Source organism: Myxosarcina sp. GI1, from assembly GCF_000756305.1.
Classification (GTDB): Bacteria; Cyanobacteriota; Cyanobacteriia; order Cyanobacteriales; family Xenococcaceae; genus Myxosarcina.
Genome location: NZ_JRFE01000006.1, coordinates 224,492 through 244,891 on the forward strand (window position 1 = coordinate 224,492; position 20,400 = coordinate 244,891).

Sequence of the window (20,400 nt, forward strand, 5' to 3'; positions counted from 1 at the left end):
GATCGTTAATTGATAACCAGTAGTTAATAGGTCGATGGAAGCAACACAAATTCAGGCAATGTTCGATCGCATTGCCCCCGTATACGATCGCCTCAACGATCGCCTAAGTTTGGGAATGCACCGTATTTGGAAACAAATGGCGGTAAAATGGAGCGAGGCTAGCCCTGGGGATACTGCTTTAGATATTTGCTGCGGTAGCGGCGATTTGACTCTAAAATTAGCAAAACAGGTGAGTAAATCGGGACGGGCGATTGGTATTGATTTTGCTGGCGAACAGTTGGCGATCGCCAAACAGCGACAGGCTTACTATTGTCCCCGACTTCCTGTTACCTGGATACAGGGTGACGCGCTCGATCTGCCTTTTGAAGCTGATTATTTTGACTGTGCGACTATTGGCTATGGCTTACGTAACGTAACCGATATTCCCCTGTGTCTTAAAGAACTCTATCGCGTTCTCAAGCCAGAAGCAAAAGCGGCAATTCTCGATTTTCATCTTCCCAGTCAGGCTTATATGCGTGCCTTTCAACAATGGTATTTACAAAATATCGTCGTACCTACAGCAAAAGATCTAGGTATGAGCAAAGAATATGCCTATATCAATCCCAGTATCGAACGATTTCCCACAGGTACAGAACAAATAAAGCTAGCTACTAAAGTTGGTTTTGCCAAAGCTACCCACTATCCTCTAATAGGTGGCATTATGGGAATATTAGTGTTAGTAAAATAAACAGAGAATTTATTTTCGACAGCCTAACTTTTTATTCTGGATTTAACGGGTTTGACAATAACAGATCTCTGGATATATTTTGTTCCTCCCATAGCAGGAAGTGTAATTGGCTATTTTACCAACGATCTAGCCATCAATATGCTGTTTCGTCCCTATCGGGCAATTTACATCGGCAAACGCAAGTTACCTTTTACTCCAGGTTTGATTCCTAGCAATCAACAGCGTTTGGCTACCAAAGTTGCCGATACGATTATGGGTTCTTTGCTCACTCCAGGAGAATTACAAAAATTAGCCAGAAGACTATTGCAAACAGAGCGAGTTCAGGGGGCAATTTTATGGATGCTCAAGTTAGCCTTAGAGCAGCTTGAATCGGATAAACAACAAAAAACTGCTAAAGTTTTAGGTAATATTCTGCACGATCTATTCAGCCAGTCTTTACCTCGTTTGATCAAAGTTTTGGCGAGAAAAGAAGACTTTTTAGAACCGCAGATCGATCGCATTTTCGATCGCATTTTGTTAGATTTTCAACTTAAAGAACCCCAAGCAAGAAAGTTTTCCGACTGGATTTTAGAAGTAGTGCTTCCTGCCGATTTGATTCGGAGGGGAATTATCGATTTTCTAACCGATCGCAACATTCAAATTATTGATGAAGGCTTTCGCGAAAAAACTAGCGGTACTTATTGGGTGGTAGCCAACTTATTTGGCGTGCGTAATAGTTTGATCCGCTTGCGATCGTTTTGTCTCGATGAAAAAGAAGTAACTAACGCCAGATTAAAAGAATTAATTTTATCATTACAAATACGCGATCGCCTTAAAGTCTGGTTACAGGAATTATCCCTACAAAATTTGCCTGTTTCTACCGTCAGACAGTTACGCAAAACCGTCCGCGATGCAGTGCGTACTTATCTACAAGAGCGAGGCGCGGATTTACTGCAAAATCTCGGCGAGTCTGTAGACTGGGAGCATATTGCCGTCTTGATTCTCAATCGTTTGCGTTCTTCTCCTACAGTAAATGAATCTTTGGAAGTAATTAGTCTCGAACTAGCATTAGTTTTAGAACGCTATTTAGAAGAAGATTTAGAAAAATTAGTCGCTCAAGCAATTCCTATTTTGGCGATCGACAAAGTAATCTCCGAAAGGGTTGCCGCAACTTCGCCAGAAGATTTAGAAACAGCCGTTCAAGGCATCGTTAAAAACGAACTACAGGCAATTGTCAATCTGGGTGGTTTACTTGGTTTTGTTGTCGGTTTGTTTCAAACAGTATTATTATTCTTTAATTGAGTTTGACTATTTTAAAACTACTATAACTATTATCCTAAACTGGTTCCATTTCTAAAGAATTCATAAATTCATCAAAAGAATCAGCAACTAAATATAAATTTGAACTGTCAATCTCTTCACCTGGCTCTACAACAACTTCATCCTCACGATCCCAGAAATAAATTGCTCCCGTACTGAGCGAAATCGCTATCAGATTACCACCTGGATCGGTAGCAATAGGAAGAAGATCGGGCTTTATTCTTCCTTGATAATTTTGATAGTTGTTGAATAGATTGTAACTATCATTAGAAAGAATACCGAAAAAAACAGATAATACTCCTTTATCATCGTATGGGTAATTTTTTTTAAATGGAAAAAGAAGATATCCATCACAAGCTGTCAAACTGTAATTTGCCAAAAAAACTTTATAATCATCAGGTAATTGAAAATTTAATTCTTCTTCCAGTTGCTTTATATCTTGTTGCGTAGGTAACTCATATTCATCCTCAACAAAATAGTAATGAAAGCTGTTCATTTTTTCTTGATATTTGTTCATGATAAATTACTTGTTATTTATTTTGATTAAATTAAGAGCGATCGCCTAATATAATGTAGTGTTGCGATCGCTTGTTCGGCTAAATTCACAAAAAGTCGATCGCTTTTCTATCTGTTGTAAGGTAAATATGTAGCTTGCAATAGGAGAAAGAAACATGGCAGAAGATCTATCTCAAGGAAAATGCGTTCCCTGTAGTGGAGATTTGCCCCCATTGAGTAAAGAAGAAATCAACTCAATGAAACCCCAAGTTCCTGAATGGGATGTAATTAAAGAAGATGATGAGTTTCACTTGGAACGAGTCTATAAATTTTCTGATTTTAAAACCGCCCTTGCTTTTACTCAGTCTGTAGGTGAAGCCGCAGAAGCAGAAGGACACCATCCCGTACTAGTTACAGAATGGGGTAAGGTGAAGGTAACATGGTGGACTCATGCAATTTCAGGACTGCATAAAAATGATTTTATTATGGCAGCAAAAAGTGACGATTTAGCCAAATCGGTTAAATAATCGCTTTAGGTTTTAGGATCGAGTGCATCTCGGAGTCCATCACCAATATAGTTGATACTCAAAACCGTTAAAAAAATTGCCAAACCAGGAAATAGTGCCATGTGGGGGGCAGTGGTGAGATAATCTTTAGCATCGAATAACATTCGCCCCCACGTCGGTACGTCGGGGGGAAAACCCAAACCCAAAAAACTCAAGGTTGATTCGGTGAGAATGGCATTGCCTACTGCCAAAGTCGCTGCGACGATAATTACGCCGAGTACATTGGGGAAAAGATGCGTCCAAATGATTCTGCTAGGTTTGGCACCTACTGCCCTCGCCGCGCTGACAAACTCCATTTCTTTTAGCTTTAAAAAATTGGCTCTAACTAACCGCGCTACAGACATCCAGTTTAAACCGCCAATTAACAAGACAATTAACACAAAAATTCCTAGTTCTGCACCTGCGATCGCTCTTAATGAATCGCGAAATAAATAGACGATTAATAACAATAAAGGTAGCTGAGGCAAGGCTAAAAACAAATCGGTCAAGCGCATTAAAATACCGTCGATAATTCCCCCGTAAAAACCCGCAATTGCTCCTACAATAGTTCCTAAAATTATGGAAACTACCATTGCAGCAATACCTACAGACAGAGAAATCCTGCCTCCCTGCAAGATTCTGGCAAGCTGATCTTGTCCCAAAGCGTTAGTGCCAAAAGGGTGTTGCCAACTAGGAGGTGCCGCAGAATTAGCAAAGTCAATTTTGTTAATAGAAACGGTATAAATTAAGGGAGCAAAAATAACTGCTGCAACAATTACTAAAATTACTACCGTTCCTAAAACTGCCGTGCGATCGCGCTTGAATTTTCGCCAAGCATTTTGCCATAAATTACTAGATTTTGTCGTTCTCGCGTCGCTCGCACCGTAGTTGACAAAGCTCATATTTATAAGTTACAAAAATAATACTGAATACTGGCTTGTTAATTAGTTGCGACTGTATTGAGGTTCTCTTCTCAAATTGCTAATTATTAATTATAATTAAAAGAATATAATTTTTAAAATTTAGTTTTAATATTATTTTTTTTATAAGCAAAATTGATATTTTTTATTTAAAATCTGCATAAGTTTTAAGCTTTATAAATAAAACAGTATTTTTAATTATGATTAGTAAAACTGCAAAAATATTATTAATTGCTAATTGCTTATGTTTATCTAATATTAATATTGCTTTAGCTCGTTGTTTTAATTGTGAAACTGCTATTGCCGATCGAGATACATTAGTAAAATTGAATCCAACTGTGGCTCAGAACCCAATCCCTAGAAGAGCCGCTAGCAGTCGCCAAAAAAAATCTCCCCAGCCAAATTTTTGGTGGGTAATAGAACAATTCGATCCGTTTGAAGGAAGATTAGTAGAAAGCTGGTCATCACAATCACAGGTAAAAGAAATCAGTTTAATAGTCAATTTGCGTTTGTGGACACTGATGGACTATTTGGGACGCTATAGTTTTGTCAATCAATTTGGTAGTACGGCACGAAACTACGGCTATAGTCTAAACATTTTTAGTACTCAAAAACAGCGTTTGGCAACTTATAAATATAACTCTGTAACTAATCCTCCTAAATGGGAAATTGATTTGGAAAGATTGGGCAAAGATAGCTTGAGATTGTCTCCTTCAGATCTCCAACAGTAAATTAAGATTAATAGATCGATAGATTGACGATAGATCGATCTGTGTTATTAATTTTATTTAATTGTCGCGCTTAGGTAAGATTAATAATGAGTTTATTTAATCAAATTTTAGATGCAGTTAATAGTCCCGAAAGAGAAGCAAGCTCTAATCAATTGGGTAGCATTCTCGATACCGTACAACAGTTGGGCGGTAACTACAATACCAATTCTTCTAACATTCAGTCCGCAATGTCAATTGTCGGTAACTTTACCCGCTCGGCTTTAAAACAAAAGCGCGATCGCAACGGTATGGGTGAAGTAAATCAAATTGTCAATCGCTATGGTGGCAATCAAGCTAATTCTCAGGTACTGTCAATGTTGTTTGGTACGCCTCAGCTACAGCAAATGACTCAGCAAATTAGCAGTCGAACTGGACTTGACGCTCGCACGATTCAAATGCTGTTGCCTATTTTAGTGCCGATGGTGCTGAATTTGCTCAAAACGGGAAATAGTAAATCTGCTGCTCGAGGTATGTCAAATGCAGTCACTCAGAATAATTCTGTTGTCGATCGCTTTTTAGATGCAGATGGCGATGGGGATGTAGATGTGGCAGATGCCATGATGATGTCTTCTCGTTTTTTAGGGCGTTAGGCTGAGTAGTTATGTAGTTAGATCTTGACAAAACGATATATATTTGTAACAATAAATACAGAAACTAAAACGTTCATCTCTTTTGGATTTTATAGTCTAAGAGACGGAAGTAGGGAATTTCTCCTGAAGGAACGCGCCTCACTATCACTACAAGCACCTTTTGGAGGCGAAACCATGCAACTTTTATATCGTGGAATCAACTACGACCGTAAATCTCAAACCGCAATTGACAATTACGAAGCGCAAGGAAAATACAGGGGTGTTGAATGGCACTCACGGGATATTAAATCTATTGCCGTCGGTCGAAATAAGTCGCACCTAACCTATCGTGGAGTAGATTATTGCTAAGTTAAAATTTAACTGCTAATGAACTATGAAGCGATCGCTCTTGAGAGCGATCGCTTTACTTTATAGAAAGTAAATTTACCAGTTATTAAAAGCTAACGTTATGTTAAAGTTATTTTGCCAGTTGTAGAGAAATTAGAGCAACTACCGATAATTAAAATACGAGCCGACTTGTATTTGCAATAAAATTGATGGTTAAAGCTAGTAAATTCGATAATGCCCAGCCAGCAGGCGATCGCCACAGCCAAAATCCCCCTTCCCTAGAAATATCTACTTCACGCCAGTTTACTGATTGGCTGAGAGAACAAAATTTAAGTCTGGCTTTTACCACTTATCAAGCAGGCAAAATCTTTTTTATTGGTTTGCAGCCTAACGGCAAACTCTCTATTTTTGAACGCACCTTCGATCGCTGCATGGGTTTATGGATCTCTGGCGATACTTTATATCTTAGTTCTCTGTATCAAATCTGGCGGTTTCAAAATGCTCTCGAACCAGGACAAACCTATCAAGGCTACGATCGCCTGTACGTTCCCCAAGTTAGCTATGTCACAGGCGATTTAGACGTACACGATTTAATTGTAGACAAGTCAGACAAGCTGATTTTTGCTAACACTTTATTTAGCTGCTTGTCAACTATTAGCACTACTCACAGTTTTCAACCTTTGTGGCAACCTCCTTACATTACCAAGCTAGCAGCAGAAGATCGCTGTCATCTCAACGGCGTTGCCCTCAGAGATGGCGAACCAGGTTTCGTTACCTCAGTCGGTCAAACCGATATTACCGATGGCTGGCGCGATCGCCGTCAGGATGGCGGTTGTGTTATCGACGTTAAAACTCAAGACATAGTTACCGAAGGTTTGTCTATGCCTCACTCCCCACGCTACTATCGTGGCAAACTGTGGCTGTTAAATTCTGGTACGGGACAGTTTGGCTATGTCGATCTCAAACGCGGAGTTTTTGAACCCGTTACTTTTTGTCCTGGGTATCTTAGAGGCTGTGCTTTTTATGGCGACTATGCAGTAGTTGGACTTTCTAAATCTAGAGAAAATAAAACTTTTTCAGGTTTGGCATTAGATGAGAAACTGCAAGAACAACTAGTAGAACCCCGTTGCGGACTGATGGTAATCGATCTGCGTAGTGGTGATATCGTTCACTGGTTGCGAATTGAAGGTGTAGTTAGAGAATTATATGACGTAGCCGTACTGCCTGGAGTTAGACGACCAATGGCAATTGGTTTAAAATCTGATGAAATTCGCCGCGTGATTACGATTAAAGATTAGACTTTTTGCACGCATTATCGTCGAGCAAATTCACTTGCTACTTGCTACTTTCAAGCCGATTGTTTAGTTGTCCGAATTTATATTTAAGAGCGATCGCCTGTAATTAGATCTGTCAAAGTATCAATCACGCGATCGCTTGCCAATGGCACGATATCTTTACCATGCAGCATTTCTTGCAGCATTACATAGTAAATCATCGTACCCATCATCACTCTAACGGTGGCTTCTGGATCTTCAAGCTTTAGTTCGGGATGGGATTTGAAGTACTTAGTTAGAGTTTCAATAGCTGGTTTGGCAAGGTTGTTGACGTAAGATTTAGCTAGTTCTGGAAACCGTCCTGACTCGCCAATAACAATCCGAATAAAATCTTGAAAGGCGCGATCGCTTTTGGCATTTTCTAACATCTTGGTCGCCATTTCAGACAAGACTATTTTGGGGTTTTTATTTAGGGATTGAGGTTCGTGTAAACCCATTGCCGTATTAAATTTATCTTGGGCTAAGTCGTGCATTACTGCATTAAATAATCCTTCTTTATCGCCAAAGTGACTGTAAACAGTAGCTTTAGAAACTCCTGCGGCTTTAGCTACCTTGTCCATACTAGTAGCGGCATAACCATGCTTGAGAAACTCTTGCATCGCCCCTTTTAAAATGGCTGCGGTTTTCTCTTGCGATTTGGAACTGGCTGTATCGACCGTCTTAGTTTTTCTCATGTTTTTTCTTTGATAAGCGATCGCGTTTCTTAATTTATGGTTGTACACGAGTCTTAGCTTTTTTAGCTTAATATAAATGTTGCTGAACTAGTCGGTTTAGTCTTATTATAGTATTAACTGAACTAAACGGTTTAGTCGTAAGCGAACTAGATAGACATGAACCACATAAGCAGCGACCGAGCTAAGATAGTCAAACCTTTGTTTAAAAAACCTTCTGCCTTAATAATTGGCATAGTTTTGCTAATGGCAGGAACCACAGTTTATGCCCTGCGTCAATTTTCTACGTCTCAATCAGAACCAGCACCAGAAACAGTTACTCCGAAAATTACAACCGTAACCGCATTGGGAAGACTAGAACCTAGTGGCGAAATAATCCAGATTTCAGCACCTTCTGCTTCTGAGGGTAATCGAGTAGAGGAATTGCTAGTCAAAGAAGGAAATAAAATTACTAAAGGACAAACTATTGCTATTTTAGACAGTCGCGATCGCCTTGCTGCCGCTTTAAAACAAGCAAAAGAACGAGTAGGTGTAGCCGAAGCAAATTTAGCACAGATAAAAGCAGGGGCAAAGACAGGAGAAATTAACGCTCAAAAAGCAACTATTGCTCGCATTCAAGCCGAACGCAGTAACGACATTGCCGCACAGGAAGCAACTATAGCTAGACTAGAAGCAGAACTACAAAACAGCAAAGTAGAATATGGTCGCTATCAGCAATTGTTTGATGAAGGTGCAATTTCAGCCTCCGAACGAGATAGTAAAGAGCTTGCTTTTAATACGGCACAAAGACGCTTAGAAGAAGCTAAAGCTAACCTGCAACGCATACAAACTTCCCAACGCGAACAAATTTTAGAAGCTCAAGCCACCTTAGATCGCATAGCCGAAGTACGTCCAGTAGATATAGACGTAGCCGCAGCCGAAGTTAGAGAAGCCCAGGCTGCGGTAGCAACAGCACAAGCAGAATTAGATCGGGCATATATCAAATCGCCCCAAGCAGGAACGGTAATTAAAATCCTCACTCGCCCTGGTGAAGTAGTTTCTAGCAACGAAGGTATCGCTAGAATCGGGCAAATCGACCAAATGTATGCCGTAGCAGAAGTCTACGAAAGCGATATTGGTAAGGTGCAATTAGCACAACAAGCCATCGTTACCAGCAGTGCCATATCGGGAAAACTAACAGGAACGGTAGAACGTATCGGTTTAGAAGTAGAAAGACAAGAAGTAGTTAACACCGATCCTACCGCTAACATCGATGCCAAAGTCGTAGAAGTAAGAGTCAAGCTAGATAAAGAATCCAGCCAAAAAGTAGCGGGATTAACTAATTTGTTGGTTAATGTAAAAATTTCTCTTTAATCGCGATCGCTATTTTAAAAAAATATATATCATGCGCGTAAATAGTCATAATTATTCAATTCAGGAACTTAAAGCAAGTTGGTTTGATTTATTACAGGAATCATCGGCAGATATAGAATTAGGAAATAAGATTTTTGTCGCGTTAATTCATAGTTATTGCGATCCTGTAAGAAGCTATCACAACCTAGAACATATACGAGAAATCCTAAATTCAATAGAACAAGTTAAAAACATTTCTAATAGCTTAAATGTCTTAAAGTTTTCTGCTTGGTTTCATGACTATATTTATAGTCCTCAAGCTCAATATAATGAGATTGACAGTGCAGTTTATGCCACAAAAGTTCTCAAGCAATTAAATATTGATGCTGAAATAATCAAAGCGGTCGCACAAATTATTTTAAGTACCATAAATCATCAACCATTACTTGAAGAAATTGATAACTTAATTTTTTTAGATGCCGATTTAGCAATTTTAGGAACTACAGGCGATAAATATCTACAATATTCTCAAGCAATTAGACAAGAATATTTTCACTTGAGCGATCGCGATTATTATCAAGGAAGAAAGAAAATATTAAAGCAATTTTTGGCAAGAGAAAGAATTTATTACACCGATTATTTTTATCAACGGTTAGAGTTACAAGCCAGAAAAAATTTACAAGCCGAAATAAATCAGATCGAATTATCAATTAATTCAAATGTTTAAAGCACTAAAAAACCGTACACCCTTGGGATGGCTGCAACTCAAACACGACAAATTCAGATTACTAACCGCACTATCAGGAATAGCTTTTGCAGATATTCTGATCTTTATGCAGTTGGGCTTTATGAATGCTCTGTATACCACTAATACTCAGTATGCACGAAAAATTGACGGCGATATCATTTTAACAAGTACCCAAGCGACTAATTTTACTAGACCATACACTTTTCCTCGCCGACGACTCTATCAGGCGATGGATATACCAGGAGTAGAATCTGCCGAACCAGTTTATATTGGTTCTCTTAGCTGGCGCAATCCTCAAAACCGCGAGAAAACTTCGATGACGGTAATTGGGTTCGATCCAGAACAACCAGCCTTCGATCTACCAGAGGTTAATAGTCAATTAGATAAAGTAAAAATCCCCGACACCGTACTATTTGATAAAGCTTCTAGAGGAGAATACGATGAAGTTATTAGCCAAATAGAAGCAGGTAAAACTATTACTACCGAAATCGATCGCACTACTGTAACTATCGATGGCTTATTTCAAGTTGGGGCATCTTTCCAAGACGACGGCGCATTGATTACCAGCACGCAAAACTTTATGCGCCTGTTTCCTAGAAAAGAACCAGGAACGGTCAGTTTGGGAGTGGTCAAGCTAGCACCAGGGCGCAACCTCGAAGCTGTGAGAGCGGCTTTAAATGCCTACCTTACTGAAGATGTCAAAGCCTACACCTACCAAGAATACGTCGATTCAGAACTAGCTTATATTCAAGCTAGCACTGCTATTGGCTTTGTGTTTACTTTGGGTACGCTGATGGGTTTTATCGTCGGTATCGTCATCGTCTATCAGGTGCTTTCTACCGATGTCAACGATCACATGGCAGAATACGCCACCTTTAAAGCTATGGGCTACCGCAACATCTATTTACTTGGCGTAGTGTTTGAAGAAGCTTTAATTCTCTCGATTATTGGCTTTGTACCTAGTGTGGCGATCGCTGCTGGCTTGTACCACCTTACGGCAATGGCAACGGCTTTACCAATTGTCTTACCCGTATCGAGAGCAGTTACCGTCTTAATTATAACTATTGTAATGTGTAGCGTTTCTGGTGCGATCGCTACTCGCAAACTTCAGGCAGCCGATCCTGCGGATATTTTTTAATATTTACTTTAGGAATTAGCTCTTATTACCTGTTGATGCTATTCCTGATGCGATAGCTGGTTTGGGTTTTACTGATGATGCTAGTGTTCTCAGCACCACGCTATTTACTGTTAGAGCTTACGTTGCATTTGAACAATATGGATAGATTCAAAAACAATAAACAGCCCTATTTCAGACATCTCACTCTAAGATTACCGATTAATCAATCGTTTTGAAAAATCTGCCGATGCCGCTGGCGATCGAACAGATCGGCAAGTACTCAACAGGAATATCGAACTAGGCTGATGAATTGTTTAGAGCATTCACGAATGCCAGACCTAAAGCAGCTTTCCTAACGCTGTACCTATTTTTGAGTAAGAATCATCAACTATATAATATTTTTGTACTATAATCGATTGAGTAGTTTTAAGGTACCAATAGCATAGTCTGAATGCAGATAATTTGGTTTCGTCGCGACCTACGTTTAAGCGATAATGAAATTGTTGCCGAAGCTTGTAAGAACCAGCAAGAAGTTTTGCCCTGCTTTATTATCGACCCCTGGTTCTATCAACAACCAGAAACAGGAAAGGCAAGAGTACGATTCTTATTCGAGTCTCTAACCAATTTAGATGTTAACTTAAGAAAACTAGGTAGCAAACTGTATTTCTTTGAAGGCGAATCGGTTGCCATTATTCGAGCTATTACGCGATCGCTCTTGGCATTAGGCAAACAGCCAAAGCTTTACTTCAACCAAGATGTACAAGTACAATATGGTATCGATCGCGACCTTCAGATACTTGATTTTTATCGGCAGCATAACTTAGAAACGCATATTGGTAAAAATCATTTCCTTCAAAATGAGGAATGCTACGAAACTTACTGGCAAAATTATCACGATTATCAGGAGCGATCGCTTCATCCCCGACCCAAAAAGATTAATACTCCCCAACTCACTTTAGGACAAATAGAGTGGGACGAACTCCAGCAGAAATATTGCCATTATTGGGAAGCCCAGAAGTTGCATTACTTTGTCGGCAGTGAAAATGAAGCAGATAAAACGCTTCGGGATTTTTTAGGCTATAGATATCGTGGCTATCACTGGCGAATGTCTCGTCCCTGGCTAGCTCAACGAGGGGCTTCTTCTCATCTTTCGCCCCATTTAGTTTTCGGTACAATTTCAACTCGAACAGTATATCAAGAAGCATCAAAATTACTACAGAAACTATTACCCAAATCAAAAAACGCCTTTGCGCTTTCAGCCTTTTTAGATCGCCTACGCTGGCATGATAAATTTACCCAAAGACTGTATTTCCATCCCCAACTGGTAGTACAAAATCGCTACTCAGAGTTTGACGACTGGTATTCTCCCGAAGAACTAGGGGTCGAGAAACAAAAGTTATTTCTGGCTTGGTGCAAAGGACAAACTGGTTTTCCACTGGTCGATGCTTCAATGCGTCAGCTAAATCGAATGGGCTGGATGAATTTTCGGATGCGCTCGATGTGTGCGACATTTTTAACTATAAACTGTGGTGTTTCCTGGCATCACGGGGCGCGTTACTTTATGTCCCGTCTAGTTGATGGCGACATTGCTATTAATCATTGGCAATGGCAAATGCAGTCGGGAATTACTAACCCCATGAGTAAGACTTTTAGAATCTATAATCCAACTAAAAATTTACAGGAGAAAGATCCAGAGTTACAGTTCGTGCGCCACTGGCTACCAGAACTGCGAGGTCACAGTATGGAGCAACTGTTGACTAGAAAATACAATAATAGCTACCCTCAACCAATTCTAGATTGGAAGCAAACTCGTTTGACCAACGGTAAGGTAGTTTCTCAGATAAGAGCCAAGGTTAGGGAACGCTTAGAAAAAGAAGGAGGAGAAGAATACGAAAGTGCATTAGGTGCTAAAAAGACCGTAGAGAAGTACTTTACGACTAAAGACCGACAGTATCGAAATTTGAAATAAGTTGGCTACTCTTTTTTCCAACATTTCTAATAAGAAAATAAGGATTAGAAAAATAGTCGGTTAGATTACTTCATCGATAAGATATAACTAAAGAAATTCCGAAACTTGAATGAGTCTACCAGAATTTACTTTAGGTGTCGAAGAAGAATATCAAATTGTCGAGCCGCAAACTAGAGAGTTAGCCGCAAGCTCGGGAAAAATTCTTCCCCTTGCTCGACAGAGATTAAGTGAAGATACAGTACAGTCAGAAATTCATCGCTCTCAAATTGAGATTGCTACTGAAGTTTGTCATAGTTTAGAAGAGGTTCGCGCTCAGTTAGTGCGATCGCGTCGCGCAGTAATTGAAGCTGCAGCTAAAGATGGCAAAAAGATTGTTGCCGCAGGTACTCATCCTTTCTCAAGCTGGAAGCAGCCTATTACCTCCAAACAACGCTATCAAAGCTTAGAAGAAGATTTTCAGCAAATAGTGCGAGAGCTAGTTATATTTGGTTGTCATGTTCATGTTGGTTTAGAAGATAAAGAAATGGCGGTTGCTGTACTTAACCGCGTTCAGAATTGGCTAGCTGTTCTTTTAGCTCTTTCTGCCAACTCCCCTTTTTGGTTGGGTCAAGTCACGGGATATGCTAGCTACCGAACTGAAATCTGGTCGCGTCTGCCTCAAACAGGTCCAACATTATTTTTTAAGGATTACGAAGACTATCAAGCGACGATCGCAGAAATCATTACGGCAAGTGCGATCGACGATCCCACTAAAATTTACTGGGATGTGCGTCTGTCAGAAACGTTTCCCACGATTGAGTTTCGCGTTGCCGACGTTTGTTTGACAATTGACGAAGCTTTGATGCAGGCTGGATTAGTTAGAGGACTCGTACGGACTTGCTACAACGAAATTAAACAGGGCATTGCTTTTGTCCCCCCAAAATATCAATTATTGCAAATAGCTCGTTGGCAAGCAGCACGTTACGGTTTGAGCGGAAATTTAATTGAGGTTGGAAGATCGCGTTCGGTTTCTGGTGTAGAATTAACCACTAGTTTTCTAAACTACCTGCGTCCTGCATTAGAACAATTAGGAGATTGGCTGACCTTGTCCTCGTTAGTGCAGCGTACTTTAGAACGAGGTAATGGCGCTCGACGGCAATATGAAGTATATCAACAAGCAAACAATTTTACTGCTGTAGTAGATTATTTAATTGAGCAAACGGCGCAGGGAGTAGAGGTTGAATTTATTTAAGAATATCGCACTAAAAAATTAATACTTACAATCGCGAGAAAAGTTGCAACCAATCAATATTTTTAGGTCTTTCCCCATCGTTGACAATTGAAAAATCTTTATCGATCGTACTGTCAGAAAATAATGATTCTACGCAAGCATTAGCTACGTCGATACGACTGGTTTCGCCGCCAAAGCAATCTCCTGATTCTATTTTTACTCCTTTCTTACCATCGGTTTTAGCCCGAAGCAGTGTAATTAAATCATAGGAAGTATAAGGACCATCAATTAATCTAGCTGGTCTGATAATTGTATAGGGAATACCAGAAGTGACAATCGCTTTTTCTCCTGCCAACTTAGCATCAAGTACCCCGAAGGCATTGAGAATATTGTAGGGCAGTTCATCTTTTCGTAATACCCCTGCCGAAGAGACAAATACTAATCTTTTTAAATCTGGCGGTGCAGCAGCAACTAGATTCTTTACTCCTTTACTATCTACTGCTTCAGGAGTATTAGAGGGTTGAAAGAAATTGGTAAAATCCCAACGCAGAGAAGGAAAAGCAGTAGTTCCCGTACAGCAAATAATATAATTTATATCCCGTACAGCTTCAGCTAGAGTATTGGGATAACGAATATCTCCCTCTACAGCCTCAACTCTATTGTCAAACATTGATGCTGCTTTGGCTTTAGTTCTAGTCAAAGCTCGAACCTGAAGGTTTTTGGTTAGTAGTTTTGCTACTACCAGCTGTCCGACACCACCCGTAGCACCTGCAACCAGAATTTTATCTTTTTCCGATACCATATTCGATCTTATCTATGTAAATTTTAAGGGCAAACCGTCTTGAAATACTAGCAGTTCTCCGAATTGGATTTGCGTCCAAACTTCATTATCGGTGAGGGGAGTAGTCGCGATAACAGCAACGCGATCGCTTGGAGTAGTCAATTCTTGGAAATCTACAGTTACATCTTGGTCAATTAAGTGTGCCGCAGCAAACGGTGCTTGCCGTACAATATAACTAAGCTTGGTTGAGCAGTGAGCAAAAAAATGCTCTCCTTCAGATAGTAAGTAATTAAAAATACCATAAGTAGAAATTAGATCGGTGATTTCCTGTAGAGCTAAATATAGTTCTTTTAGATTTGGCTGACCTGACGGAAAGCGTTGTCTTAACGTTTCTAGTATTAAGCAAAACGCTCTTTCACTATCGGTTTTCCCCACAGCATGATAAAACCCCAAACATTGAGGGTGAAAATCTGGTAAATCTCCATTGTGAGCAAATACCCAATACTTTCCCCACAGTTCCCGACGAAAGGGGTGGCAGTTTTCCAGAGCAATTTCCCCTTGCGTGGCTTTGCGAATATGGGCAATTACATGGGTAGAGTGGATGGGGTAGTGTCTTACCACTTCGGCGATTGGAGAACTAATTGAGGGTTTGGCATCGATAAAAAGCCGACATCCTTTGCCTTCAAAGAAAGCAATACCCCAACCATCACGATGGTCGTCAGTTTTTCCTCCTCGTGCAGAAAATCCTTCAAAAGAAAAGCAAATATCCGTAGGGACATTGCAGTTCATTCCCAGTAATTGGCACATAGCGCTCGCCGTTGTCAACTATAGATATTAATGGCTAAAGCCTCATAATACTTCCTTTAGGTGTTTTATCATAGAAAAATGCAAAATCTTACTCTTACTAGACCCGACGACTGGCATCTGCATCTACGAGACGGCGAAGCACTCAAAGCAGTCCTGCCCCATACAGTACGTCAGTTTGCACGCGCCATCATCATGCCGAATCTAAAGCCTCCGATACGCACAGTAGCTGATGCTGCTGACTATCGCGAGCGCATAAAAGCAGCAATTCGCACTGGCAAACAGTTTGAGCCACTGATGACCCTCTACCTCACCGACAATACCAGCCCCGAAGAAATTATCGCAGCTAAGGCATCTCAGTTTGTCAAAGCGATAAAATACTATCCTGCGGGTGCAACCACCAATTCAGATTTCGGTGTGACGGACATTAGTAAGTGCGATCGCGTCTTTGAAATGATGGAACAGGTAGACATACCTTTATTACTTCACGGGGAAGTGACCGATGGAGATGTTGATATATTTGACCGCGAGAAGGTGTTTATCGAGAAACATTTAATTCCCCTCAAGAAGCGATTTCCCAAACTGCGGGTGGTACTCGAACACATTACCACTGCCGATGCCGTGCAGTTTGTCCTGGCAACTAACAAGATCGCTGCCACGATTACACCACAACATCTATTGTTTAGCCGTAATGCTATATTCCAAGGTGGCATTCAGCCCCATTTTTATTGCTTACCAATTTTGAAACGAGAACAGCATCGCTTGGCACTTTTGCAAGCAGCAACATCTGGCAATCCCAAATTTTTTCTAGGTACTGATAGCGCGCCCCATCCCCGCAATAGCAAAGAAAGTTCCTGTGGTTGCGCGGGTTGTTATTCGGCTCTCCATGCTATGGAACTATACACAGCAGCTTTTGAAAGTGCTAATTCCCTCGATAAACTCGAAGCTTTTGCCAGTTTTTACGGAGCAGATTTTTATCAACTCCCGCGCAATACAGAACAGATTATTTTGACTAAAACAACCTGGCGTATTCCTGATGAAGTTCCATTTCCTGAATCTGGACTCGTTCCCTTATGGGCAGGTCAAGAGATGAAGTGGAAAATGATTTAACATTCCCATGACAGAAATTAATTGATTTAGTCTCTTTCGCGATCGCGCTATTTCCAACTCTAATTTGGTATCAAACAAAGTTAAAACTATGAAACTAGAAAACAAAGTCGCGATCGTTACTGGTGGTAGTGGAGGTATCGGACAAGCTTTATGCGATCGCTTGGCACGAGAAGGAGCAAAAATTGTGATTAACTATCGTTCTCATCCTGATGAGGCACAAAAAGTCAAACAGGAGATAGAGCAAATAGGTTCTGAAGCTCTAATTGTACGAGCAGACTTGAGTAAAGTTCGAGAAATTAATAATTTAGTCGAAGAAGGTATTAATTATTTCGGCAAAGTCGATATATTAGTCAACAATGCAGGGTTAGAAAAACGAGCCGATTTTTGGGATGTCACAGAAGAAGATTATGACTTAGTATTAAACGTCAACCTCAAAGCTGTGTTTTTTAGCACTCAAGCCGTAGTCAGACATTTCCGAGAAACTAATAACCCAGGCAGAATCATTAACATCAGTTCCGTTCACGAAGAACTGCCTTTCCCTCACTTTACAGCCTATTGCGCTAGTAAGGGCGGAGTAAAGATGATAACCCGTAATCTGGCTGTAGAACTAGGCTCAATGGGAATTACAATAAACAATGTTGCTCCAGGTGCGATCGCTACACCCATTAATGAAAAGCTACTCAACAATCCCGAACAGCTTAAAAAAGTTACGCAAAACATTCCTTTGGGACGTTTGGGAGAACCAGAAGATGTAGCGGGGTTGGTGGCATTTCTTGCATCCGATGAAGCTAGATATATTACAGGTTCGACTTTCTATGTCGATGGTGGTCTGTTGTGGAACTATCAAGAACAGTAATTAATATGATTGCAGAAAAACAAAGACTAGAAGAAAATCGAGAACGCTTGGCTTATTGGACGCGCTGGGGTCCTTATATTAGCGAAAGGCAATGGGGAACGGTTAGAGAAGATTATAGCGAGTCTGGTTCGGCTTGGGATTATTTTTCTCACCAAGATTCTTTATCTCGTGCTTATCGATGGGGAGAAGATGGCATTGCGGGTATTTGTGACAACCATCAGCGTCTGTGTTTTGCTTTAGCTTTTTGGAACGAACGCGATCCGATTATCAAAGAAAAGATGTTCGGTTTGACTGGCAATCAAGGCAATCATGGGGAAGATGTCAAAGAGTATTACTTCTATTTGGATAATACCCCGACTCATTCTTATATGAAGTATCTCTATAAATATCCTCAGCATGAATATCCCTATGGAGATTTAGTTCGAGAAAATAAAAGACGGGGCAAACACGAGCCAGAATATGAGTTATTAGATACGGGAATTTTTGACGAAGATAAATATTTTGATATATTTATTGAATATGCTAAAAACAGCGACGAAGACATTTTAATTAGAGTTACGGCATATAATCGCGGTGATGAAACCAAACCCCTACATATTTTACCTACTCTCTGGTTTCGCAATACTTGGTCTTGGTTTAAAGATGTTCCAAAACCAAAATTAAAAATTTATTCCCAACAAGATAATTACAGCGTTATCGAAGCAGATCATCCCAGTTTAGGAAAACGCTGGTTATATTGCGGTGCGACCCCCCAAGACCGCACTTTTCCGCAAGGGAACGCGCACCAAGACAGCGCCCACCCTGTAGGGGCGTTTCGCGAAACACCCCTACTGTTTACCGAAAACGAAACTAACAACGAATTACTATTCGGACAACCCAATGCTTCTCCCTATGTTAAAGACGGCATTAATAACTATATCGTTCGAGGCAAACAAGAAGCAGTAAACCCAAACCGAATTGGCACTAAATTTAGCGCGCATTATCAGCTATCGATCGCTCCTGGTAAAAGCCAAACAATCCAACTGAGATTAGCTAATGTCAATTCTTTAGAAAATCCTTTTGCTGAATGCGATCGCATCTTCCAACAAAGACAACAAGAAGCAGACGAATTTTATCACTGGATTAATCCCCATCCCATCTCAGAAGATAAACGTCGAGTCCAGCGACAGGCTTTTGCGGGGATGTTATGGAGCAAACAGTTTTATTATTATGTTGTCGAAGATTGGCTACAGGGCGATCCCAATACTGTTGCTCCTCCAGAAGCGCGTAAATCTGGCAGAAACTCGGAGTGGAAGCATCTTTTTAATGATGATATTATTTCTATGCCCGATAAGTGGGAATATCCTTGGTATGCAGCCTGGGACTTAGCTTTTCATTTAATTCCTCTAGCTGTACTCGACCCCGACTATGCCAAACTCCAGCTTTCTCGCCTTACCAGAGAATGGTATATGCATCCCAACGGACAAATTCCGGCATATGAATGGGCATTGAGCGATGTTAACCCACCCGTACAGGCTTGGGCAGCCTGGCAGATATATACTATCGAACAAAAGTATTGGAAGCGCAAAGATCTCGATTTTTTAGAGCGTATTTTTCAAAAGCTATTACTGAACTTTACCTGGTGGGTCAACCGCGAAGATGCTGGGGGAAAAAACGTTTTTGAAGGGGGTTTTTTAGGTTTAGATAATATAGGGGTATTCGATCGCTCGGCAGAATTACCCACAGGAGGATATTTAGAACAAGCAGACGCTACTTCTTGGATGGGAATGTATAGTCTGGGAATGCTAAATATTGCTCTGGAATTGGCGCGAGAGCGTCCCCCTTATGAAGATGTTGCCAGTAAGTTTTTCGAACATTTTCTTTATATTGCCGATGCCATGAACCATGTCGGTGATGGGGTTTCTTTATGGGATGAAAAAGATGGCTTTTATTACGATGTAATTAACTTTCCCAATGGCGATAGATGTTTTTTAAAAGTGCGATCGCTTGTAGGTTTAATTCCTCTTTTGGGGGTCAACGTTCTCGAACCCGCAACGATCGAGAATTTATCAGGATTTAAAAAGCGTTTAGAGTGGTTTATCAACAATCGTCCCGATCTCAAGAAAAATGTTGCCTGTATGGAAACAAAAGGCATGGGTGCAAAAAGACTACTGGCTTTATGCTATGCCACTAAAAGAAATGATGGCAAACCTAATAAACTACAAAGGTTACTGGCTTATGTGCTCGACGAAACCGAGTTTTTAGGTTCCTATGGCATTCGTTCCGTCTCTAAATATCATCAGGATAAACCTTTTGTCTTGCAGGTAAACGAGAATGAATACAAAGTAGACTATCAGCCAGCAGAATCCAATTCGGGAATGTTTGGCGGTAATTCTAACTGGCGCGGTCCTATTTGGTTTCCGATTAATTATTTACTCATAGAAGCCTTACAAAACTTTTATAAGTATCTGGGAGATGATTTTCAAATAGAATTTCCTACAGGTTCGGGAGAATTAAAAAATCTTCAGGCAATTATTCTGGAACTCTCTATGCGGATGACTAAAATCTTTTTACGAGACGATTTAGATAAGCGTCCTGTATATGGCGGTATCGAAAAGTTTCAAAACGATCCTCACTGGCGCGACTATATCTATTTCTACGAGTACTTTCACGGCGATAATGGTGCGGGTTTGGGTGCGTCCCATCAAACAGGCTGGACGGGAATAGTAGCTTATATGATTCAACTACACGCCGAACATTCAAATTCAAATTTAACTTAGCAAAATTATGAAAATTTTATTATTTGTGGCACAGAT

General features: G+C 40.4%; 20 protein-coding genes, 1 pseudogene and 1 riboswitch. Of the genes and pseudogenes, 16 read left to right on the forward strand and 5 right to left on the reverse strand.

The annotated features are described in order from the left end of the window. Positions 1-34: 34 nt before the first annotated feature. Both ubiE and KV40_RS02875 read left to right on the forward strand, forming a co-directional pair. A complete protein-coding gene (ubiE, locus tag KV40_RS02870; RefSeq protein WP_036477806.1) occupies positions 35-727 on the forward strand; it encodes a bifunctional demethylmenaquinone methyltransferase/2-methoxy-6-polyprenyl-1,4-benzoquinol methylase UbiE in 693 nt (230 codons plus the stop codon). A 33-nt stretch (positions 728-760) separates the two neighbouring features. Further along, positions 761-2,008, forward strand: coding sequence for a DUF445 domain-containing protein (locus KV40_RS02875; protein WP_036477807.1), 1,248 nt, complete (start codon positions 761-763; stop codon positions 2,006-2,008). 34 nt (positions 2,009-2,042) lie between these two features. On the opposite strand, the gene KV40_RS02880 is transcribed toward KV40_RS02875, so the two are convergent. After that, positions 2,043-2,543: an SMI1/KNR4 family protein gene (locus tag KV40_RS02880; protein ID WP_036477810.1), complete on the reverse strand. Its 501-nt coding sequence runs from the start codon at positions 2,541-2,543 to the stop codon at positions 2,043-2,045. A gap of 154 nt (positions 2,544-2,697) precedes the next feature. On the opposite strand from KV40_RS02880, the gene KV40_RS02885 reads away from it, so the two are divergent. Then, complete coding sequence (locus KV40_RS02885) at positions 2,698-3,048, forward strand: 4a-hydroxytetrahydrobiopterin dehydratase (protein ID WP_036477812.1); 351 nt, start codon at positions 2,698-2,700, stop codon at positions 3,046-3,048. 5 nt (positions 3,049-3,053) lie between these two features. On the opposite strand, the gene KV40_RS02890 is transcribed toward KV40_RS02885, so the two are convergent. Beyond that, positions 3,054-3,968, reverse strand: a complete 915-nt coding sequence (locus KV40_RS02890; RefSeq protein ID WP_036477814.1) for an ABC transporter permease — start codon at positions 3,966-3,968, stop codon at positions 3,054-3,056. 218 nt (positions 3,969-4,186) lie between these two features. On the opposite strand from KV40_RS02890, the gene KV40_RS31750 reads away from it, so the two are divergent. The 4 genes from KV40_RS31750 to KV40_RS02905 all read left to right on the forward strand — a co-directional run bounded on the left by KV40_RS31750 (position 4,187) and on the right by KV40_RS02905 (position 6,971). Then, positions 4,187-4,717, forward strand: a complete 531-nt coding sequence (locus KV40_RS31750; RefSeq protein ID WP_052055297.1) for a hypothetical protein — start codon at positions 4,187-4,189, stop codon at positions 4,715-4,717. Positions 4,718-4,803: 86 nt separating this feature from the next. Next, on the forward strand, positions 4,804-5,346 hold the full coding sequence (locus tag KV40_RS02900; RefSeq protein WP_036477817.1) for a DUF937 domain-containing protein: 543 nt from the start codon (positions 4,804-4,806) through the stop codon (positions 5,344-5,346). Between the two features lie 68 nt (positions 5,347-5,414). Next, a riboswitch (Glutamine riboswitch) is annotated at positions 5,415-5,484 on the forward strand. 36 nt (positions 5,485-5,520) lie between these two features. Next, positions 5,521-5,694 carry a DUF4278 domain-containing protein gene (locus KV40_RS35995; RefSeq protein ID WP_081942734.1) on the forward strand — a complete coding sequence of 58 codons (174 nt, stop codon included), beginning with the start codon at positions 5,521-5,523 and terminating at the stop codon, positions 5,692-5,694. 188 nt (positions 5,695-5,882) lie between these two features. Further along, positions 5,883-6,971 (forward strand): TIGR03032 family protein, encoded by a 1,089-nt coding sequence (locus tag KV40_RS02905; protein WP_052055298.1) that lies wholly within the window; start codon positions 5,883-5,885, stop codon positions 6,969-6,971. A gap of 83 nt (positions 6,972-7,054) precedes the next feature. Here KV40_RS02905 and KV40_RS02910 read toward each other — a convergent pair whose 3' ends face one another. Then, on the reverse strand, positions 7,055-7,681 hold the full coding sequence (locus KV40_RS02910) for a TetR/AcrR family transcriptional regulator (protein WP_036477819.1): 627 nt from the start codon (positions 7,679-7,681) through the stop codon (positions 7,055-7,057). 156 nt (positions 7,682-7,837) lie between these two features. Here KV40_RS02910 and KV40_RS02915 point away from each other — a divergent pair, with 156 nt between their 5' ends. The 6 genes and pseudogenes from KV40_RS02915 to KV40_RS02935 all read left to right on the forward strand — a co-directional run bounded on the left by KV40_RS02915 (position 7,838) and on the right by KV40_RS02935 (position 14,075). Then, positions 7,838-9,031 (forward strand): ABC exporter membrane fusion protein, encoded by a 1,194-nt coding sequence (locus KV40_RS02915; RefSeq protein WP_036477821.1) that lies wholly within the window; start codon positions 7,838-7,840, stop codon positions 9,029-9,031. 31 nt (positions 9,032-9,062) lie between these two features. Continuing rightward, entirely contained in the window at positions 9,063-9,737 is a 675-nt protein-coding gene (locus tag KV40_RS02920; protein WP_036477823.1) for a hypothetical protein, read from the forward strand. Beyond that, positions 9,730-10,896, forward strand: a complete 1,167-nt coding sequence (gene devC, locus KV40_RS02925) for an ABC transporter permease DevC (RefSeq protein WP_036477825.1) — start codon at positions 9,730-9,732, stop codon at positions 10,894-10,896. Before KV40_RS02920 ends, devC begins: the two co-directional genes overlap by 8 nt. Positions 10,897-10,924: 28 nt before the next feature. Further along, positions 10,925-11,041, forward strand: a pseudogene (locus KV40_RS37195) (DUF1232 domain-containing protein); the annotation flags it as partial. A 285-nt stretch (positions 11,042-11,326) separates the two neighbouring features. After that, positions 11,327-12,844: an FAD-binding domain-containing protein gene (locus tag KV40_RS02930; protein ID WP_036477828.1), complete on the forward strand. Its 1,518-nt coding sequence runs from the start codon at positions 11,327-11,329 to the stop codon at positions 12,842-12,844. A gap of 109 nt (positions 12,845-12,953) precedes the next feature. Then, the gene (locus KV40_RS02935; protein WP_036477830.1) at positions 12,954-14,075 is read left to right on the forward strand and encodes a carboxylate-amine ligase; all 1,122 of its coding nucleotides are present in this window, start codon (positions 12,954-12,956) and stop codon (positions 14,073-14,075) included. Positions 14,076-14,100: 25 nt separating this feature from the next. Here the strand turns inward: KV40_RS02935 and KV40_RS02940 are convergent, their stop codons facing one another. Next, positions 14,101-14,856, reverse strand: a complete 756-nt coding sequence (locus KV40_RS02940) for an SDR family oxidoreductase (RefSeq protein WP_036477832.1) — start codon at positions 14,854-14,856, stop codon at positions 14,101-14,103. 12 nt (positions 14,857-14,868) lie between these two features. Next, positions 14,869-15,642: a class II glutamine amidotransferase gene (locus KV40_RS02945; protein ID WP_036477834.1), complete on the reverse strand. Its 774-nt coding sequence runs from the start codon at positions 15,640-15,642 to the stop codon at positions 14,869-14,871. A 78-nt stretch (positions 15,643-15,720) separates the two neighbouring features. Between KV40_RS02945 and pyrC the strand changes: the two genes are divergently transcribed. The 3 genes from pyrC to KV40_RS02960 all read left to right on the forward strand — a co-directional run bounded on the left by pyrC (position 15,721) and on the right by KV40_RS02960 (position 20,364). Continuing rightward, on the forward strand, positions 15,721-16,749 hold the full coding sequence (gene pyrC / locus KV40_RS02950; RefSeq protein ID WP_036477836.1) for a dihydroorotase: 1,029 nt from the start codon (positions 15,721-15,723) through the stop codon (positions 16,747-16,749). Positions 16,750-16,837: 88 nt separating this feature from the next. After that, positions 16,838-17,605 carry an SDR family NAD(P)-dependent oxidoreductase gene (locus KV40_RS02955; RefSeq protein WP_036477839.1) on the forward strand — a complete coding sequence of 256 codons (768 nt, stop codon included), beginning with the start codon at positions 16,838-16,840 and terminating at the stop codon, positions 17,603-17,605. A 5-nt stretch (positions 17,606-17,610) separates the two neighbouring features. Next, entirely contained in the window at positions 17,611-20,364 is a 2,754-nt protein-coding gene (locus tag KV40_RS02960; protein ID WP_036477841.1) for a glucosidase, read from the forward strand. Positions 20,365-20,400: the final 36 nt, after the last annotated feature.

Excerpts from the sequence above, each read along its gene's own strand:
- KV40_RS02900 (WP_036477817.1), top strand. The coding sequence starts at position 4,804 with ATGAGTTTATTTAATCAAATTTTAGATGCAGTTAATAGTCCCGAAAGA.
- KV40_RS02915 (WP_036477821.1), top strand. The coding sequence starts at position 7,838 with ATGAACCACATAAGCAGCGACCGAGCTAAGATAGTCAAACCTTTGTTT.
- KV40_RS02945 (WP_036477834.1), bottom strand. The coding sequence starts at position 15,642 with ATGTGCCAATTACTGGGAATGAACTGCAATGTCCCTACGGATATTTGC.
- KV40_RS02920 (WP_036477823.1), top strand. The coding sequence starts at position 9,063 with ATGCGCGTAAATAGTCATAATTATTCAATTCAGGAACTTAAAGCAAGT.
- KV40_RS02885 (WP_036477812.1), top strand. The coding sequence starts at position 2,698 with ATGGCAGAAGATCTATCTCAAGGAAAATGCGTTCCCTGTAGTGGAGAT.
- KV40_RS02905 (WP_052055298.1), top strand. The coding sequence starts at position 5,883 with ATGGTTAAAGCTAGTAAATTCGATAATGCCCAGCCAGCAGGCGATCGC.
- KV40_RS02960 (WP_036477841.1), top strand. The coding sequence starts at position 17,611 with ATGATTGCAGAAAAACAAAGACTAGAAGAAAATCGAGAACGCTTGGCT.
- ubiE (WP_036477806.1), top strand. The coding sequence starts at position 35 with ATGGAAGCAACACAAATTCAGGCAATGTTCGATCGCATTGCCCCCGTA.
- KV40_RS02880 (WP_036477810.1), bottom strand. The coding sequence starts at position 2,543 with ATGAACAAATATCAAGAAAAAATGAACAGCTTTCATTACTATTTTGTT.
- KV40_RS02890 (WP_036477814.1), bottom strand. The coding sequence starts at position 3,968 with ATGAGCTTTGTCAACTACGGTGCGAGCGACGCGAGAACGACAAAATCT.
- KV40_RS02930 (WP_036477828.1), top strand. The coding sequence starts at position 11,327 with ATGCAGATAATTTGGTTTCGTCGCGACCTACGTTTAAGCGATAATGAA.
- KV40_RS02940 (WP_036477832.1), bottom strand. The coding sequence starts at position 14,856 with ATGGTATCGGAAAAAGATAAAATTCTGGTTGCAGGTGCTACGGGTGGT.
- pyrC (WP_036477836.1), top strand. The coding sequence starts at position 15,721 with ATGCAAAATCTTACTCTTACTAGACCCGACGACTGGCATCTGCATCTA.
- KV40_RS02935 (WP_036477830.1), top strand. The coding sequence starts at position 12,954 with ATGAGTCTACCAGAATTTACTTTAGGTGTCGAAGAAGAATATCAAATT.
- devC (WP_036477825.1), top strand. The coding sequence starts at position 9,730 with ATGTTTAAAGCACTAAAAAACCGTACACCCTTGGGATGGCTGCAACTC.
- KV40_RS31750 (WP_052055297.1), top strand. The coding sequence starts at position 4,187 with ATGATTAGTAAAACTGCAAAAATATTATTAATTGCTAATTGCTTATGT.
- KV40_RS02955 (WP_036477839.1), top strand. The coding sequence starts at position 16,838 with ATGAAACTAGAAAACAAAGTCGCGATCGTTACTGGTGGTAGTGGAGGT.
- KV40_RS35995 (WP_081942734.1), top strand. The coding sequence starts at position 5,521 with ATGCAACTTTTATATCGTGGAATCAACTACGACCGTAAATCTCAAACC.
- KV40_RS02910 (WP_036477819.1), bottom strand. The coding sequence starts at position 7,681 with ATGAGAAAAACTAAGACGGTCGATACAGCCAGTTCCAAATCGCAAGAG.